The organism is Streptomyces sp. MK37H, assembly GCF_018035285.1.
GTDB lineage: Bacteria > Actinomycetota > Actinomycetes > Streptomycetales > Streptomycetaceae > Streptomyces > Streptomyces endocoffeicus.
In genome coordinates this window covers 13,259-29,435 of the sequence record NZ_JAAAYH010000066.1, presented here as the reverse complement: position 1 = coordinate 29,435, position 16,177 = coordinate 13,259, and the positions used below count along the sequence as shown (strand labels likewise).

Here is a 16,177-nt window from a genome sequence, read left to right as displayed (position 1 = left end):
GCCCTCGTACGTCAGCGAGGCGCGGAAGCCGTCGGTCCGGCTGACCGCGCGCAGCTGCTCCAGCGGTATGGCGGCGTCCGGGGCGTCCAGCCAGTGGGTGTCGGCGAGGTCGGCCAGCCGCAGGCCCAGGCGGCGGGCCAGCGGGTGGCCGGTGGGCAGGGCGATCACCAGTTGGGCCTCCGCGACCGTGACCGCGGTGAGCGGGCCCACCTCGGGCAGCGGCAGGGCGTCCGTGGGGGTGGCCGGACCGTCGATCAGCCCCAGGTCCAGGGTCCCGGACGCCACCGCGGCCGGGATCTCCCGGCGGCCGAGGATCCGCAGGGAGGGTTTGGTGGCCGGATGCGCCTGCCGCACCCGGTCCAGGGCCGTGGCGATTCTCGGGGTCATCGCCAGCGGCGAGGCCCCCACGACCAGCCGGGCGGCGCCGGACCCCGACAGCCGCTCGACGTCGGCCCGCGCCGCGTCCAGACGGAGCAGCAGCGGACCGGCGTGTTCCAGCAGCCGGGCGCCCGCGCTGGTGAGCATGACCGGCCGCCGGGTCAGCAGCGATGTCCGCAGATCCGCTTCGAGGGACGCGATGTGCTCGGAGACCGCGGCGGGGGTGAAGCCCAGCTCATGGGCGGCGTCGGAGAAGGATCCGCAGCGGGCCACGGAGATGAACGTGCGGAGCAGATGCGGGTCCATGGCAGCAGTATCGCGCTGGCGGGGGCGGCTCAGTCGGCGGTCACCCTTACCGGTGAAGACGGGGGAACACGGGTGCACACGGGTGAGCACAACGGGGGAACACCGGTGCACATGAGTGAGCACGGCTGAACGCCGGCGCACCGACCCGGACCGCGCCCGGCGGCACCCCGTACGCGCCCGGCGGCACCCCGGACCGCGCTCGCACCCGGGCAGGGCATGACCGCGCGGGGGCGATGTACTAGAGTTATCTCGACATCGAGATATCTGCTGGAAGGCGCATCGCCGCCCCGCGCCGGTAAGGCTTACCTAAGTTAGCCATACCTTAGCGGATCGGCGCGGGCATGTGACGGCAGCATTGCGGTGGTACGCGCGAAATCATGCATGAAGGAGACTGTCGTGTCGGCGAACAGCTTCGACGCCCGCAGCACCCTGCAGGTGGGCGACGAATCGTACGAGATCTTCAGGCTGGACAAGGTCGAGGGATCGGCCCGGCTCCCTTACAGCCTCAAGGTGCTGCTGGAGAACCTGCTCCGCACCGAGGACGGCGCGAACATCACCGCCGACCACATCCGCGCGCTGGGCGGCTGGGACTCGCAGGCCCAGCCCAGCCAGGAGATCCAGTTCACGCCGGCCCGCGTGATCATGCAGGACTTCACGGGTGTGCCCTGCGTGGTCGACCTCGCCACCATGCGTGAGGCCGTCAAGGAGCTCGGCGGTGACCCGGCGAAGATCAACCCGCTGGCCCCGGCCGAGCTGGTCATCGACCACTCCGTGATCGCCGACCGCTTCGGCACCCCGGACGCCTTCACCCAGAACGTGGAGCTGGAGTACGGCCGCAACAAGGAGCGCTACCAGTTCCTGCGCTGGGGCCAGACCGCCTTCGACGAGTTCAAGGTCGTCCCGCCCGGCACCGGCATCGTCCACCAGGTCAACATCGAGCACCTGGCCCGCACCGTCATGGTCCGGAACGGCCAGGCGTACCCGGACACCCTGGTCGGCACCGACTCCCACACCACCATGGTCAACGGCCTCGGTGTGCTCGGCTGGGGCGTCGGCGGCATCGAGGCCGAGGCCGCGATGCTCGGCCAGCCGGTCTCCATGCTGATCCCGCGCGTCGTCGGCTTCAAGCTCACCGGCTCGCTGCCGACCGGCACCACCGCCACCGACCTCGTGCTGACGATCACCGAGATGCTGCGCAAGCACGGCGTCGTCGGCAAGTTCGTCGAGTTCTACGGCGAGGGCGTGTCCTCCATCCCGCTGGCCAACCGCGCCACCATCGGCAACATGTCGCCGGAGTTCGGTTCCACCGCCGCGATCTTCCCGATCGACGTCGAGACCATCAACTACCTGAAGCTCACCGGCCGCAGCGAGCAGCAGCTCGCGCTGGTCGAGCGTTACGCCAAGGAGCAGGGCCTCTGGCTGGACCCGGCCGCCGAGCCGGACTTCTCCGAGAAGCTGGAGCTGGACCTGGCGACGGTCGTCCCGTCGATCGCCGGCCCGAAGCGCCCGCAGGACCGCATCATCCTGGCCGAGGCCGCCGAGAAGTTCGCCCAGGACGTCCGCGCCTACGCCCCCGTGGCCGACCTGGACGAGGCGGGTGTCGAGTCCTTCCCGGCCTCCGACGCCCCGGCCGTCTCCAACGGCGTGCCCACCAAGCCGACCCCGGTGATCGCCCCCGACGGCTCGCAGTACGAGATCGACCACGGCGCCGTCACCGTCGCCGCGATCACCTCCTGCACCAACACCTCCAACCCGTATGTGATGGTCGCCGCCGCCCTGGTGGCCAAGAAGGCCGTCGAGAAGGGCCTCACCCGCAAGCCGTGGGTCAAGACCACCCTGGCCCCCGGGTCCAAGGTCGTCATGGACTACTACGACCGCGCCGGGCTCACCCCGTACCTCGACAAGCTGGGCTTCAACCTCGTCGGCTACGGCTGCACCACCTGCATCGGCAACTCCGGCCCGCTGCCGGAGGAGGTCTCCAAGGCCGTCAACGAGGCCGACCTGGCCGTCACCTCGGTCCTCTCCGGCAACCGCAACTTCGAGGGCCGGATCAACCCCGACGTCAAGATGAACTACCTGGCGTCCCCGCCGCTGGTCGTCGCCTACGCCATCGCGGGCTCCATGAAGGTGGACATCACCAAGGACGCCCTCGGCATCGACCAGGACGGCAACCCGGTCCACCTGACGGACATCTGGCCCTCCGAGAAGGAGGTCGAGGAGGTCGTGGCCTCCGCGATCGGCCAGGAGATGTTCAACACCAGCTACGCCGACGTCTTCGCCGGTGACGCCCAGTGGCAGTCGCTCCCGGTGCCCACCGGCAACACCTTCGAGTGGGACCCGGAGTCCACCTACGTCCGCAAGCCCCCGTACTTCGAGGGCCTGACGATGGACCCGGCCCCGGTCGAGGACATCGCCGGCGCCCGCGTGCTGGCCAAGCTGGGCGACTCGGTCACCACCGACCACATCTCCCCGGCCGGTGCGATCAAGGCCGACACTCCGGCCGGTAAGTACCTCACCGAGCACGGTGTCGAGCGGCGCGACTTCAACTCCTACGGCTCCCGCCGGGGCAACCACGAAGTCATGATCCGCGGCACCTTCGCCAACATCCGGCTGCGCAACCAGATCGCGCCGGGCACCGAGGGCGGTTTCACCCGCGACTTCACCCAGGACGGCGGGCCGGTCTCCTTCATCTACGACGCCTCGCAGAACTACCAGGCCGCCGGCACCCCGCTGGTCATCCTGGCGGGCAAGGAGTACGGCTCCGGCTCGTCCCGCGACTGGGCCGCCAAGGGCACCGCGCTGCTCGGCGTCAAGGCCGTCATCGCCGAGTCGTACGAGCGCATCCACCGCTCGAACCTCATCGGCATGGGCGTCCTGCCGCTCCAGTTCCCCGAGGGCGCCTCGGCGGACTCGCTGGGCCTGACCGGCGAGGAGACTTATCAGATCACCGGCGTCACCGCGCTCAACGAGGGCGGCATCCCGGAGACCGTGAAGGTCAAGGCGGCCCGCGGCGGAGCCGCTGAGGGGCAGAGTGTGGAGTTCGACGCCAAGGTGCGCATCGACACCCCCGGCGAGGCGGACTACTACCGCAACGGCGGCATCATGCAGTACGTGCTGCGCTCGCTGATCCGCAAGTAAGCGCGGCTCAGCGGCTCACGGCAGCGGCGACGGGCCGCACCCCCGGGCGGGGGTGCGGCCCGTCCGCGTACCAGATGCCCCGCGGTCAGAGAAACGTCCCCGAAGGGATGTACGGCATCGGCGGCGGCATCCCCCGCAGACACACATAGCCGCTCGTGGACAGCTCGAGCCCGGCCTCGATCCCCACGTCCACCGCCCACTGCTGCTCGGCCGTCAGCCCCGCGACCCGCGCGTCGGAGCCCTCCGGAAGGCACAGCAGCGCGGCGGTCAGCAGCCGTTTCGCCAGCCGTCGCGAGGTCGCGGCCAGCATCTCGACCTTGCCGTCCTCGCCTACGTAGCAGTAGCCGCTGCCCGCGAGGTCGTCCACCACCAGCAACCGCCGCTGGGTGAGCAGCAGTTCGTGGTCGGCGCCGTGCGCGCCGCCCCGGGTGCGGCGGTCCACCGAGTCCAGCAGATCCCGGTGGCGGGCCACGCCCTCGTGCACCGCGCCGTCGGGAGGGGACAGCCGCTCCTTGGTCTCCGGTCCGACCGTGCCGCGCAACCGCATCGCCGGATGCAGCGCGAACCCCGCGCGCCGGTAGGTGCTCGCCGCGCGCGAATCCTCCGATCCGCAGATGATGCCGCGCAGACACCCCCGTCCGTACAGCAGCGCCGCGGCCAGCAACTCCCGGCCGACGCCCTGCCGCTGGGCCCGCGGCAGCACCGCGAACATCGACAGCCCCCAGGTGCCCTCGCGCCGGGCCGACAGCGTCACGCCGAGCGGCATCCCGGACTCGTCCAGGGCGAGCCAGCAGCCGCCCGGGTCGGTGCGGGCGAGATGGCGGTTCCGCTCATGGACCTCGGCCACGTACCCCGGCGGCCATCCGTCCTTGCCTGCGAGGGCGGTGGAGTCCCCGAAGGCGGCGGCCACCACCTCCCATGCCGCCTCGGCGTCCTCGTCGGTGTCACGTAGCTGGCGGAGGATCATGCGCCCATGATGGCGCGTCCGATGAGCGATTGCCGGTACGCGGAAGCGGCTTGCTCGACCGGCGAACGCGACAACGTTGTCAGGCTGACTGTAACGATCAGTACGCCGCCAACCGGGTGTCCCTGTCAAGACCGTCTCCGCCCCCTTACGGCCGACGGCCCCCGTGCGGTACGGTCCCCACGGCTTGCTCGACCCGGCGATCGCGGCCCTTCCGAACAAGGTGGGACCGCAATGCCCTCAAGACCCCTGGCCGCCCTGGCGGCCGCGGCCCTGACCGCGGGGCTCCTCGCCACCGCGGCCACCGCGCCCGCGTCGGCCGCCCCGCCGCCGACGCTGGTCAAGGACCCGGCGGCGTACGTCGATCCGCTCATCGGCAGCTCGGCCGGCGGCAACACCTTCCCCGGTGCCGTCGCGCCCTTCGGCATGCTGTCGTGGAGCCCGGAGAACACCCGCGGCGACGCCACCCGGACCGCCGCGCCCGGCGGCTACCACTACGACGCCACCCGCGTCCGCGGCTTCAGCCTGACCCATATGTCCGGCACCGGCTGTGCGGGCGGCGCGGGCGACATCCCCTTCTTCCCCCACGTCGGCGAGGTCACCTCCTCACCCGCCGCCGACACCAAGGACCAGCTCTACGCGTCCGACTTCAGCCACTCCGACGAGACCGCCGAACCCGGCCGCTACAAGGTCTCCCTCGCCTCCGGCGCGGGTGCGGAGCTGACCGCCACCGCCCGCACCGGCTCGGCCCGCTTCACCTACCCCGCGGACAAGACCGCCTCCCTGCTGATCCGCACCTCCTCCTCGGAGGTCGGCAGCTCGGACGCCGATCTCACCATCGACCCGGCGCACCGCACCGTCTCCGGCTCGGTCACCAGCGGCAACTTCTGCGGCTATCTCGACCCCGAGGGGCGCCGCAGCTACTACACGCTGCACTTCACCGCCACGTTCGACACCCCGTTCACCGCCCAGGGCACCTGGCGGGACGGCACCCTGCGGCCCGGCACCACCAGTGCCGAGGGCGGCTCCGGCGGGTATGGCGGCGACGGCCGCCCGGTGGCCGGGAAGGGCTCCGGCGGCTATCTCCAATTCGCCCCGGGCACCCGCCGGGTGGGCGTCAAGGTCGGCATCAGCTACGTCAGCGACCAGGGCGCCCGGGCCAACCTCGCCGCCGAGAACCCGCCGCGGCGCGGTTTCAACCAGGTGCGGAGCGCCGCGTACGACGCCTGGCGGCGGCAGTTGTCGGCCATCCGGGTCGGCGGCGGCGCGGACGCGGACCGCACCACCTTCTACACCGCGCTCTACCACTCGCTGCTGCATCCCAACGTCATCAGCGACACCGACGGCCGCTACCGGGGCAGCGACGGTGAGGTGCACCGGGTGAGCCGGGGCCACCGGGCCCAGTACGGCACCTTCTCCGGCTGGGACGTCTACCGCTCCCAACTCCAGCTGCTCACCCTGCTGGAGCCGGACAAGGGCTCCGACATCGCCCAGTCGTTGCTGAACCTCGCCCAGCAGAACGGCGGCGTCTGGGACCGCTGGCTCCAGGGCGCCTCGGGGACGCATGTGATGAACGGCGACCCGTCCGCCGCCGCCCTCGCCGGAATCCGGGCCTTCGGCGGCGATGACTACGACCTCGACGCCGCCCTCGACTCGCTCGTCAAGGCGGCCACCGAGCCGACCGAGAAGGACCTCAGCCCGGCGGGCAAGCCCATCATGTCGGTCGGCCAGCGGCCCTCCCTCGACAAGTACCTGAAGCTGCACTACATGCCGTCCGTCTCCAACGCCTGGGGCGGCGCGGCCGAGACCCTCGAGATGTCCGGCGCGGACTTCGCCCTCTCCCAGCTGGCGCGGGCCGCGGGCCGTAAGGACACCGCCGAGACCTTCGCGCGCCGTGCCCAGTGGTGGCAGAACAACTTCAACGCCGCCGCCGACCCGGAGACCGGCGGCTATGCCGCCAACCGTAAGGCCGACGGCAGCTGGGTCACCGGCTTCACCCCGGCCACCGGCAACGGCTTCGTCGAGGGCACCAGCGCCCAGTACACCTGGATGGTCCCGCACAACCCAGCGGGTCTCTTCGCCGCCATGGGCGGTAAGGACGCCGCGGTGAAGCGTCTGGACGCCTTCTTCCACGACGCCGACGGGGGCTGGGCGCTCACCGGCAAGGGCGGCGAGAAGTCCGAGCTGGACAACGAGCCGTCGATCAACGTCCCCTATCTCTACGCCTACGCCGGACAGCCGTACAAGACACAGCAGACCGTGCGCGCCGCGATGCGCCAGCTGTGGACCACGAAGTCCGATGGCATCCCCGGCAACGACGACCTCGGCGAGATGTCCTCGTGGTACGTCTTCTCGGCCCTCGGCATGTATCCGCAGGTGCCCTCCCGCGCCGAACTGGTCCTGGCCTCGCCCCTCTTCCCGCGGATCGAGATCGACCGCGGCGGCCGGGACATCTCCATCCGCGCCCCGCAGGCCGCGCCCGGCGCGCCGTACGTCCAGGCGCTGAAGGTGAACGGACGGGCGAGCGACCGCCCCTGGCTGTCGGAGTCCTTCGTACGGCACGGCGGAACGCTGGACTACACCCTGTCCGACGCCCCCGACCGCGCCTGGGGCTCGGCCCCGTCCGACGCCCCGCCCTCCTTCCGCGAGGGCGAGCAGCCGTACCAGATCGGGGTCGGGCCCACCACGGGCACGCTCGCCCCGGGCGACAGCCTGACCGTGAAGGTGGCCGCCGTCCCGGTCAGCGAGGGCGACCGCCCCGAGGTGCGCTTCACCACCGACGCCCCCGACGGGATCACCGCCGCACCCACCTCCGGGACGGTGGGCCCGGACGGCACGGCGGAGATCTCGCTGCGCGCGGGGAAGGACACGGCCGAGGGGTTCTACGACGCGAAGGTGACGGTGACCAGCGAGGGCACCGAGGTCGTCCAGCCGATCACACTGACCGTGGCCGCCCCCGGTTCGCTGCTCGCCGCGTACAACAACGTCGGCGCGACCGAGGACGCCGGTGAGCACGACGAGGGCGACTACGACGGCGGCGGCTGGAGCTACTCCCGCCAGGCCCTCGCCGCCGCCGGCCTCGAGCCGGGCGCCAAGGGGACCACCCAGGGCCTGGACTACGCCTGGCCCGCCTCTCCGTCCGGCCGCCCCGACAACGCCTCCGCCACCGGCCAGACGATCACTCTCCCGGCCTCCACGTCTCTGTCCTTCATCGGCAGCGCCGTCAACGGCAACCAGAAGGCCACCGCCAAGGTCACCTACACCGACGGGAGCTCGGACACCACGGAGCTGGCCTTCACCGACTGGACGGTGGGAGGCGGCGGCGGAACGGTCCAGTACGGGAACGTGACCGTCGCCAAGACCGGCTACCGCAACATCAGCGGTGGCGACAAGGACGTGGTGGACGCCTACATCTTCGCGACGAAGGCGTTCCGGGCCCCTGAGGGCAAGACGGTCAAGAGCGTCACCCTGCCCGACAACGCGGATCTCCACGTCTTCGCGGTGGCCCGCGGCTGAGCAGAATTTCTGCCGTCAACGTCAAGGGTCGCGCCATGCGATCGAGTGAAGCTGGGGCACTTGCCCAAGGCATTTGCCCCAGCTTCCTTAATGTCCTTCGCATGGTCAGTTCCTCACACGAAGCCCTCCACCGGATTTTCCAGGAGGACACCGGGGCCATCGTCCGAGCGCTCAGACAGCTACTCGGCGTCCCGTTCCCGGACACGAGCAAGACGTTCGTCGTCAGTCCCGACCTCACCGAGATCGCACCCGTCGAGAGACGCGTGGACACCCTGCTCCAGGTCGAGACCAAGGGCGACGGCACGTATTTATTCGCCATCGAGTCGCAGAGCAGAAGAGACCCGAAGAAGCCGGCGGCCTGGGCCTACTACCTCTCGTACATGCACGCGAAGTTCGGCCACCAACCGGTACTGATCGTACTCTGCTCGGACGAGTCCACGGCCCGCTGGGCTGCCCGCCCGATCACGCTCGGCATCCCCGACTACCCGTCCCTGACAGTTCGTCCACTTGTTCTGGGTCCCGGCAACACTCCCGTCGTCACTGACGCGAAGGACGTGGTCCGGGATGTTCCGATGGCCATGTTCTCGGCGATTACGCATAGTAAGAGCGAAAACGTGGATGCCATACTGAAGGCGTTGGCGACCACGCTCAACACTCTCGACCCCAACCAGGCGACCATCTACGCCGAACTCGTTGAAGCCGGTCTTGGAGACACCCCGGCACGAGGAATCTGGAGAGACCTGATGTCTGCGCTGCTGAACTTCTTCCGCTCCGAACACGCCCAGCGCGCTTTCGCCGAGGTTCGGGCTGAGGGCCAGGCTGTTAAAGGTGCGAAAGATGTTCTGCGCGTGCTCAGCCTTCGGGGGCTTGAGATCACTCCCGGGACGCGTGAGCGCATCGAGGCATGTAAGGATCTGGACCTCCTCGACGCCTGGCTGGACCGGGCCGTGACCGCCTCCCGGGCGGAGGAGCTGTTCGTCGACGGTTAGCGTCGCGAGGGCCGGGAGCGGGAGACGTCGATGTACCATTCCCGGCCCAGCAGCAGGCCGAAGATGGGGGCGGGCAGCCGGAGCATCCTCCGCATGACGGCGCTCATGCGGCCGGTCCCGTTCATCTGGGAGTGGTGGGCGGCCAGGGCTGACTGCTTCTGGTGGGCGTAGCGGCGGACGTCGTAGCGGTGGGTGATGGCCGAGCGGGGGCTGAAGCGGGTGCTCAGCTCGGCGGGGTCGTGGCGCAGGGGGATGCGCAGGAGCCGTATGAGCCGGACCAGGCGCTCGACGGCGTCGCGGGGGATCGTCGCCTCAAGGACTCTTGGCGTCTTGGCCAGTTCGGCGGCGCGGTGGCCGACCTCGTGGACCTTGATGTGGTCGCGGTGGCCGTAGCCGCCGTTGGCGTCGTAGGTGAGGAGCATCGCCGCGTCCTCCCCGCGCAGGATCGCCGCCAGCCGTTCCGCCGCCTCCTCCGTGTCCGCCCGCGCGAAGCGGGTACGGTCCGGCGGGTCGGGGTAGAAGAGCGGGCCGTGGCCGCTGTCCGCGTAGCCGAGGTGGACGACGCGGTCGACGCCCAGTACGGCTGCGGCGGCCCGCAGTTCCCGCATCCGTGGCGGTTCGCCGTTCGGCGGTGCGGCGTCCATCAGGCCGTCCGTGGCGACCACGAGCACCACGCGGTGCCCCTCGTCGGCCAGCCGGGCGAGCGTGCCGCCGGTCAGCAGGGCTTCGTCGTCGGGGTGGGCGTGGAACGCCAGGACGGTAGCCATCCGCCCATCCTGGCATTCCGGGATCAGCGGAAGGCCGCGATGTTACGCATTGCCCAATCGGCGAAGGCGCGCGGCGGACGGCCCAGGACGCGCTCGATATCGGGGCTCACCCGCTGTTCGTCGGCCGTCGGATTGCCCAGGATGTCGAGGGTGCCGTCCGCGACGGGCTCCGGCATGAACCGCAGCATCTCCGCTCGTGCCCGCTCCCGGCTCAGCTCGGTGAACCGCACCGGCTCGCCCAGCGCGTCGGCGATCGCGTCCGCCTGTCCGCGTGGGGAGATCGGAGCGGGGCCGGTGAGGTCGTACGTGCGTCCCGCGTGGCCCGGCTCCCGCAGCGTGGCGGCCGCGACCTCCGCGATGTCCGCGGGGTCCACGACCGGCAGTCCGACGTCGGCGAAGGGCGCCGCGATCACGCGCTCGTTACGGACGGATTCGGCCCAGGCGAAGGCGTTCGAGGCGAAGCCCCCGGGCCGCAGGACCGTCCAGTCGAGACCCGACCGCCGCACGGCGTCCTCGAACGCCCGCATGGGGGCGTGGGACACCGCATCCGGGCGGGTCCCGGCGGCTTGGGAGGAGAGCAGGACCACACGCCGTACGCCGGCCGACCGCGCGACGTCCAGAAGCGCGCCGGTCCGTGCGGTTCCGGCCAGCAACTCGCCCGCGAAGAGCAGGAACAGCGCGTCGGCCCCCTCCAGCGCGGGCCGCAGACTCCCTGGGATGGCCAGATCGGCCCGATGGTGACGTACCCCCTCCGGCAACTCCGTGCCGGTGGGCCGTCGCGAAACCGCCGTCACCCGCTCGCCGGATGCGGCGAGGGTCTCCACCAGCGGCCGACCCACATTCCCGGTCGCTCCGGTTACCACGATCATGTGCAGCTCCCCATCTCACAGTGACGGACCTTGTCCTGGCCTCGCGGCACGGTGAAGCTAGCATCCTGGGGATAGTAGGTACCTACAGGAAAGTGACTATGTCCGAGGAACCAGAACAGGCATGTCCGATCGCCCCGGTGGTCGACATCGTCTTCAGCCGCTGGACCACACCCATCCTCTGGACGCTGCATGAGCACGGCCGTCAGCGCTTCGTGGAGCTGCAACGCCACATCGGCACCATCACCCCGAAGGTGCTGACCCAGCGGCTCCGCCAACTGGAGCGCGATGGGCTGGTGCGGCGCACCTACCACCCCGAGGTCCCGCCTCGGGTGGAGTACGAGATCAGCGACCTCGGCCGGAGCCTCGGCCCGCTCTTCGCCACGCTCGCGACCTGGTCGGCCGAGAACCTGGCCAGGGTCCAGCGGGCCCGGCTGGACTACGACGGTGCGGAGACGGCCCCTACCGCCCCTCGGTGAACGATCGTGACGTTCTCGCCGCGGGGCCCGCGCCGTTGCCGTCCGGCGGGCCGCACGCCGAGGACAGCGCTAAGCGGCGGCGAAATCCACTTCGGCCGCGGGCACTACGCGGATGCGGCGCCCCGGAAAGTCGATGTGCCGGAAAATCTCGTTGTGGTGGGCGATCGACCGCTCCGGCGAGGCGAAGTCGCCGGTGTCGGGCCGCTCGGATGTGGTGTGCCCGTCGGCGACCAGCACCACGTCGTACTGGTGGCTCAGCGCCTGCCGGGCCGTGGTGTCCACGCAGATCTCGGTCGCGAACCCGGTGACGACCACCTCGGTGACTCCCAGCGCCTTGAGGGTCTTGTCGAGATCCGTGTGGAGGAAGCTGTCGGCACTGGTCTTGTGGACGACGGCCTCGTCGGCGGAGGGCCTGAGTTCGGGCACGATCTGCCAGCCCTCCGTACCAGCCTCCAACTCGGCGCCCTGGTGCTGAATCGTCACGACCGGTACGCCCGCGGCCTTGGCGCGTTCGCGCAGCCCCGCGATCACGGCGACGGTCTCGGTGGCCCGGTGCGAGATCGCCGCCAGGGCGTTCTGCATGTCGATGACGAGGAGCGCGGGGGCATGTGGCATGGACTCACCGTAACGGGCTGCCCGCGCTCGCCGCGCGTGAGCCGCGGCCAGGGCCGGGCGGGCCGGGCCCGCGGATACGGACCCGGCCCACCCAACGGCTCAGCCCAGCAGCTCCACCTCCGCCAGGGTGGCCTTGCCGTCCGGCACCAGCCGGTAGTGCGCGTACGTACCGGGCGTGCGCACCGAGAAGACGCGGGTCTGCTTGTCCCAGCTGAAGGACTCGCCCGACCTGCGGTCCAGGTCCCGCCACTTCTCGCCGTCCGCGGAGCCCTGGAGCACCCATCCCGTCGGGGCCTTGCCGCGGTCCGACGAGGTCAGGGTGTACTGCACCGCGCGGCCCGGCTCCGTGACCGGCAGGTCCACCGACTCGAAGGTCGCCTCGGTGCCCGAGGTGTTGTCCAGCAGCGCCGTGCCGCCGCTCGGCACCGTCAGGTCGTGGCGCGGGGTGGGCACCTTGTCGTCCTCGGTGATGGAGGACGGCGCGGCGTTCGCGCCCGTGCCCCAGGACGACGGCTTGGCGCCCATCGCGAACTCCAGCGTGCCGCCCCGGGCGAGTAGGTCATGCGGCAGCGCGGTGGAGTTCCACGCCTTGCCGTTGACCTTCAGACCCTGGACGTACACGTTCCGCGCGCTGTTGCGCGGGGCCTTGACGACGAGGTCGCGGCCGTTCTCCAGATGCACCGTGACCTTGGTGAACTGCGGCGATCCGACCGCGTACTCCGAGCCGCCCATCACCAGCGGATAGAAGCCCAGCGAGCTGAAGAGGTACCAGGCGGACTGCTCGCCGTTGTCCTCGTCGCCGTGGTAGCCCTGGCCGATCTCGCTGCCGGTGTAGAGGCGGGAGAGCACCTCGCGCACCTTCTCCTGGGTCTTCCACGGCTGGCCCGCCGCGTCGTACATGTACGCCACATGGTGGGCGACCTGGTTGCTGTGGCCGTACATGCCCATACGGACGTCCCGCGCCTCGGTCATCTCGTGGATGACGCCGCCGTAGGAACCGGCGAACTCCGGCGAGGCGGTCTCCGGGGTGGAGAAGTAGGTGTCCAGCTTCTTCGCCAGGCCCGCGCGGCCGCCGTAGAGGTTGGCCAGGCCCCGGCTGTCCTGGGGCGCGGTGAAGGCGTAGCCCCAGCCGTTGGTCTCGGTGTAGTCGTAGCCCCAGACCCGGGGGTCGTACTTGTCGGAGGGCACGCGCCACTTTCCATTGGCGTCCTTGCCCTGGAAGAAGCCCGCCTTGTCGTCGAAGAGCGAGACATAGCCCTGCGCGCGGTGCAGGAAGTACTCGGACTCCTCCTTGTAGCGGGCCTTCTTCGTCTTCGCGTAGAGCGCCTTGCCCATGTTGGCGAGGCCGAAGTCGTTGAGAGAGCCCTCCAGCGCCCAGGACAGCCCCTCATGGGTCTCGGTGCTGGTGTAGCCCAGGAAGGGCGAGGTGGACATGCCCTTCCGGCCGACGCCCGACGTGGGCGGCACGGCGGTGGCGTTCTTCAGCGCCGCCTCGTACGCGGCCTCGGCGTCGAACCGCACGCCCTTCAGATACGCGTCGGCGAAGGCCACGTCCGAGCTGGTGCCGGTCATCAGATCGGCGTAGCCCGGTGAGGACCAGCGGGATATCCAGCCGCCGTCCTTGTACTGCTGCACGAAGCCGTCGACCATCGTGCCCGCCCGCTTCGGGGTGAGCAGGGAGTAGGCGGGCCAGGTGGTCCGGTAGGTGTCCCAGAAGCCGTTGTTGACGTACACCTTGCCGTCGACGATCTTCGCGCCGGTGTGGGTCGGGGTGTTCTCCCCGGTGGCCGGCGAGAAGGCGCTCGCGTACTGGTTGCGGGGCTTCGCCGCCGTGCCCGTGTTCTCGAAAGCGGAATTGGGATAGAGGTACAGCCGGTAGAGGCTGGAGTAGAGCGAGGTGAGCTGGCCGCGGTCCGCGCCCTCGACCTCGACCCGGCCCAGGATGTTGTCCCATTCCGCCTGGGCGGCCCGCTTGACCTCCCCGAACGACCGCGACGCGGGGAGCTCCCGGTCGAGGTTGGCCTTCGCCTGGTCGACGCCGATCAGCGAGGTGGCGAGCCGGAGGGTGACCGTACGGTCCTTCCCCGGCTTGAAGCGGAAGTAGCCCGTGACGTCCTTGCCGCCGCCTCCGTCCAGCTTGCCGCTCGCGCTCACCGGGGAGTCGAAGACGCCGTAGACGAAAAGCCGGCTGGCGCCGGTGGACAGTCCGCTCTTGACGTCGGAGTAGCCGGAGACCACGCCGTGCTCGGCGTCGAGGGTCAGCCCGCCGTTGTTGTTGACGTTGTCGAAGATAACGCTCGCGTCCTCGCCCGGATAGGTGAAGCGCATGGCCGCGGCGTGGTCGGTGGGCGCCATCTCGGCCGTAAGGCCGTTCTCGAAGGTCACCCCGTAGTAGTAGGGACGTGCGGTCTCCTTCTCATGGCGGAAGGGGAGCGCGCGGGCGGTCCGCCCGGCGTCGGGGGTGCCGGCCGCGCCGGACGGCATCACCTGGAAGGTCTGCCGGTCGCCCATCCAGGGGCTGGGCTCATGGCTGGCGCTGAACGACTGGATGGTGGGGAGGTTGTCGGCGTTATTGGCGCGGGCGTACTGGTAGAGCCAGTCGGTGGAGCCCGCGTTGGTCACCGGCGTCCAGAAGTTGAAGCCGTTGGGGACGGCGGTGGCCGGGAAGTTGTTGCCGCGCGAGAAGCTGCCGCTGGAGTTGGTGCCGCGGGTGGTCAGGGCGTAGTCCGACAGGTGCGTCAGCGGCTTCTCGGGCGCCTTGGGGGCGATGGAGATGTCGTCCACCCAGCCGCGGAACTGCGCGGGACCCTTGGGGGAGTCGTAGGCCACGAGGATCCGGTCGACCGTCTTGCCCGCGGCGACGGCGCCGATCCGCGACTCCTCGTGGTTCCACTGGTTGACGTAGAGCGTCTTGGAGGCGGCCTGGCCCTGCGGGCTCATCCGGGCGCCGTGCTGGTCGACCGCGCCGGGCAGCTCGCTGAGGTAGGTGCCGTCGGTGAAGGCGAGGTCGACGGAGACATGGGTGGCCGGGTAGTCGAGGTCCGTCTCGGTCATCGACGGAAAGATCCGGTAGGACAGCTGGGTATCCCGGGTGACGGCCGTGTCGACGTCGAAGACCTTGTTGTACGAGTACGCCCGGCCGTCCGGCTTGTGGGTGCCCGCGTAGCGCAGGGCACGGGTACCGGTGAAGCCCGCGTTGGCCTTGGCGGTGGGGGAGCCGGTCGGGCCGCGGTCGATCTGGGTCTGCATGTCCGAGGCCGCGGGCGGAGTGGTGTCGCCGGTTGCGAACTGCACCTCCGCGAGCTGGACGATGTCGTCCCCGGCGTTGCGGGTGATCTCCAGCCGGAAGTGCTTGAAGGCCGTGGAATTGCGATAAGAGAACTCCCGCGTCTGCTGGCGCGAGGAGAACGTCTCGTCCTTACGGGTGTCCAGCGTCGTCCAGTCGGAGCCGTTGGCCGAGCCCTTGAGGGTCCAGTCCTTCGGGTCCCGGCCGGGGGCGTCGTTGGCGGAGGTGAGGGCGTAGCGGACGGCCTCCACCGGCTCGCTCAGGTCGAACTCGAGCCAGGCGGTGGTGTCGAAGGCCAGCCACTTGCTGGTGACCTCGCCGTCGACGAGGTTCTCCTTGATCTCCCCGCCGTCGGAGTTCTCGTCGCTCGCGCGGACCTCGGTGACCTTGTCGGTGACATTGCCGGGGATGCCGGAGGAGTAGCCTCCGTCGACTCCCGACGCCTTCTTCTTGCCGTCGGGGCCGGTCTCGACCGTGTTCCGCCAGTCGGGCTGGGGATCGCCCGACTCGAAGGACGAGGCGAAGGTGCGGTCGGCGTGGTGCGTGGAGTCCGGGCCGGCGGGGGCGGCGACCGCACCGCCCTGGGCCGTCACCGCCAGCAGGACGGCCGCCACCAGGGCGGCCGACCGTCCGATCCCACGCCATCGTCTCTGGGGTCGTCTCTGTCGCATACTCAGCCTCTCAACGAGTCTGACAACGTTGTCCACTGGGTCGGGCAGAGATAAGTAGGGAGGCAGGGGGAGGGTGGTGTCAAGGATGCGGACAGCGCTCAATGGGCGCCCGTGCGGCGGGTGGTACGCCGCGGGCCGTACCACCATCGGTGGTACGGCCCGCGGCCATGGGGGCGATTCCGTGCGTCCCTCGAGGTTGCTC

The 16,177-nt window shown here is 70.3% G+C and carries 10 protein-coding genes; 4 read left to right on the top strand and 6 right to left on the bottom strand.

The annotated features are described in order from the left end of the window. Positions 1-684: LysR family transcriptional regulator (locus GWI24_RS12735; RefSeq protein WP_210946061.1), on the bottom strand; the 684-nt coding region annotated here is incomplete at its 3' end. Positions 685-1,080: 396 nt separating this feature from the next. Between GWI24_RS12735 and acnA the strand changes: the two genes are divergently transcribed. Beyond that, positions 1,081-3,822, top strand: a complete 2,742-nt coding sequence (acnA, locus tag GWI24_RS12730; RefSeq protein WP_308343627.1) for an aconitate hydratase AcnA — start codon at positions 1,081-1,083, stop codon at positions 3,820-3,822. Between the two features lie 85 nt (positions 3,823-3,907). Here acnA and GWI24_RS12725 read toward each other — a convergent pair whose 3' ends face one another. Next, on the bottom strand, positions 3,908-4,789 hold the full coding sequence (locus GWI24_RS12725; RefSeq protein ID WP_210946059.1) for a GNAT family N-acetyltransferase: 882 nt from the start codon (positions 4,787-4,789) through the stop codon (positions 3,908-3,910). 231 nt (positions 4,790-5,020) lie between these two features. Here GWI24_RS12725 and GWI24_RS12720 point away from each other — a divergent pair, with 231 nt between their 5' ends. Further along, on the top strand, positions 5,021-8,302 hold the full coding sequence (locus GWI24_RS12720) for a GH92 family glycosyl hydrolase (RefSeq protein ID WP_210946058.1): 3,282 nt from the start codon (positions 5,021-5,023) through the stop codon (positions 8,300-8,302). A gap of 101 nt (positions 8,303-8,403) precedes the next feature. Further along, positions 8,404-9,291: a hypothetical protein gene (locus tag GWI24_RS12715; RefSeq protein WP_210946057.1), complete on the top strand. Its 888-nt coding sequence runs from the start codon at positions 8,404-8,406 to the stop codon at positions 9,289-9,291. On the opposite strand, the gene GWI24_RS12710 is transcribed toward GWI24_RS12715, so the two are convergent. Together GWI24_RS12710 and GWI24_RS12705 are read right to left on the bottom strand one after the other, a co-directional pair. After that, positions 9,288-10,058 (bottom strand): PIG-L deacetylase family protein, encoded by a 771-nt coding sequence (locus GWI24_RS12710; protein WP_210946056.1) that lies wholly within the window; start codon positions 10,056-10,058, stop codon positions 9,288-9,290. The genes GWI24_RS12715 and GWI24_RS12710 overlap by 4 nt on opposite strands. Before the next feature lie 23 nt (positions 10,059-10,081). Further along, positions 10,082-10,927, bottom strand: coding sequence for an NAD(P)H-binding protein (locus GWI24_RS12705; RefSeq protein WP_210946055.1), 846 nt, complete (start codon positions 10,925-10,927; stop codon positions 10,082-10,084). A 98-nt stretch (positions 10,928-11,025) separates the two neighbouring features. On the opposite strand from GWI24_RS12705, the gene GWI24_RS12700 reads away from it, so the two are divergent. Beyond that, positions 11,026-11,403: a helix-turn-helix domain-containing protein gene (locus tag GWI24_RS12700; protein WP_210946054.1), complete on the top strand. Its 378-nt coding sequence runs from the start codon at positions 11,026-11,028 to the stop codon at positions 11,401-11,403. A gap of 69 nt (positions 11,404-11,472) precedes the next feature. On the opposite strand, the gene GWI24_RS12695 is transcribed toward GWI24_RS12700, so the two are convergent. After that, entirely contained in the window at positions 11,473-12,018 is a 546-nt protein-coding gene (locus GWI24_RS12695) for an isochorismatase family protein (protein WP_210946053.1), read from the bottom strand. 99 nt (positions 12,019-12,117) lie between these two features. Continuing rightward, positions 12,118-15,975 carry a GH92 family glycosyl hydrolase gene (locus tag GWI24_RS12690; RefSeq protein WP_210946052.1) on the bottom strand — a complete coding sequence of 1,286 codons (3,858 nt, stop codon included), beginning with the start codon at positions 15,973-15,975 and terminating at the stop codon, positions 12,118-12,120. Between the last annotated feature and the right edge of the window lie 202 nt (positions 15,976-16,177).

Excerpts from the sequence above, each read along its gene's own strand:
- GWI24_RS12725 (WP_210946059.1), bottom strand. The coding sequence starts at position 4,789 with ATGATCCTCCGCCAGCTACGTGACACCGACGAGGACGCCGAGGCGGCA.
- GWI24_RS12720 (WP_210946058.1), top strand. The coding sequence starts at position 5,021 with ATGCCCTCAAGACCCCTGGCCGCCCTGGCGGCCGCGGCCCTGACCGCG.
- GWI24_RS12715 (WP_210946057.1), top strand. The coding sequence starts at position 8,404 with ATGGTCAGTTCCTCACACGAAGCCCTCCACCGGATTTTCCAGGAGGAC.
- GWI24_RS12710 (WP_210946056.1), bottom strand. The coding sequence starts at position 10,058 with ATGGCTACCGTCCTGGCGTTCCACGCCCACCCCGACGACGAAGCCCTG.
- GWI24_RS12705 (WP_210946055.1), bottom strand. The coding sequence starts at position 10,927 with ATGATCGTGGTAACCGGAGCGACCGGGAATGTGGGTCGGCCGCTGGTG.
- GWI24_RS12700 (WP_210946054.1), top strand. The coding sequence starts at position 11,026 with ATGTCCGAGGAACCAGAACAGGCATGTCCGATCGCCCCGGTGGTCGAC.
- GWI24_RS12695 (WP_210946053.1), bottom strand. The coding sequence starts at position 12,018 with ATGCCACATGCCCCCGCGCTCCTCGTCATCGACATGCAGAACGCCCTG.
- GWI24_RS12690 (WP_210946052.1), bottom strand. The coding sequence starts at position 15,975 with ATGCGACAGAGACGACCCCAGAGACGATGGCGTGGGATCGGACGGTCG.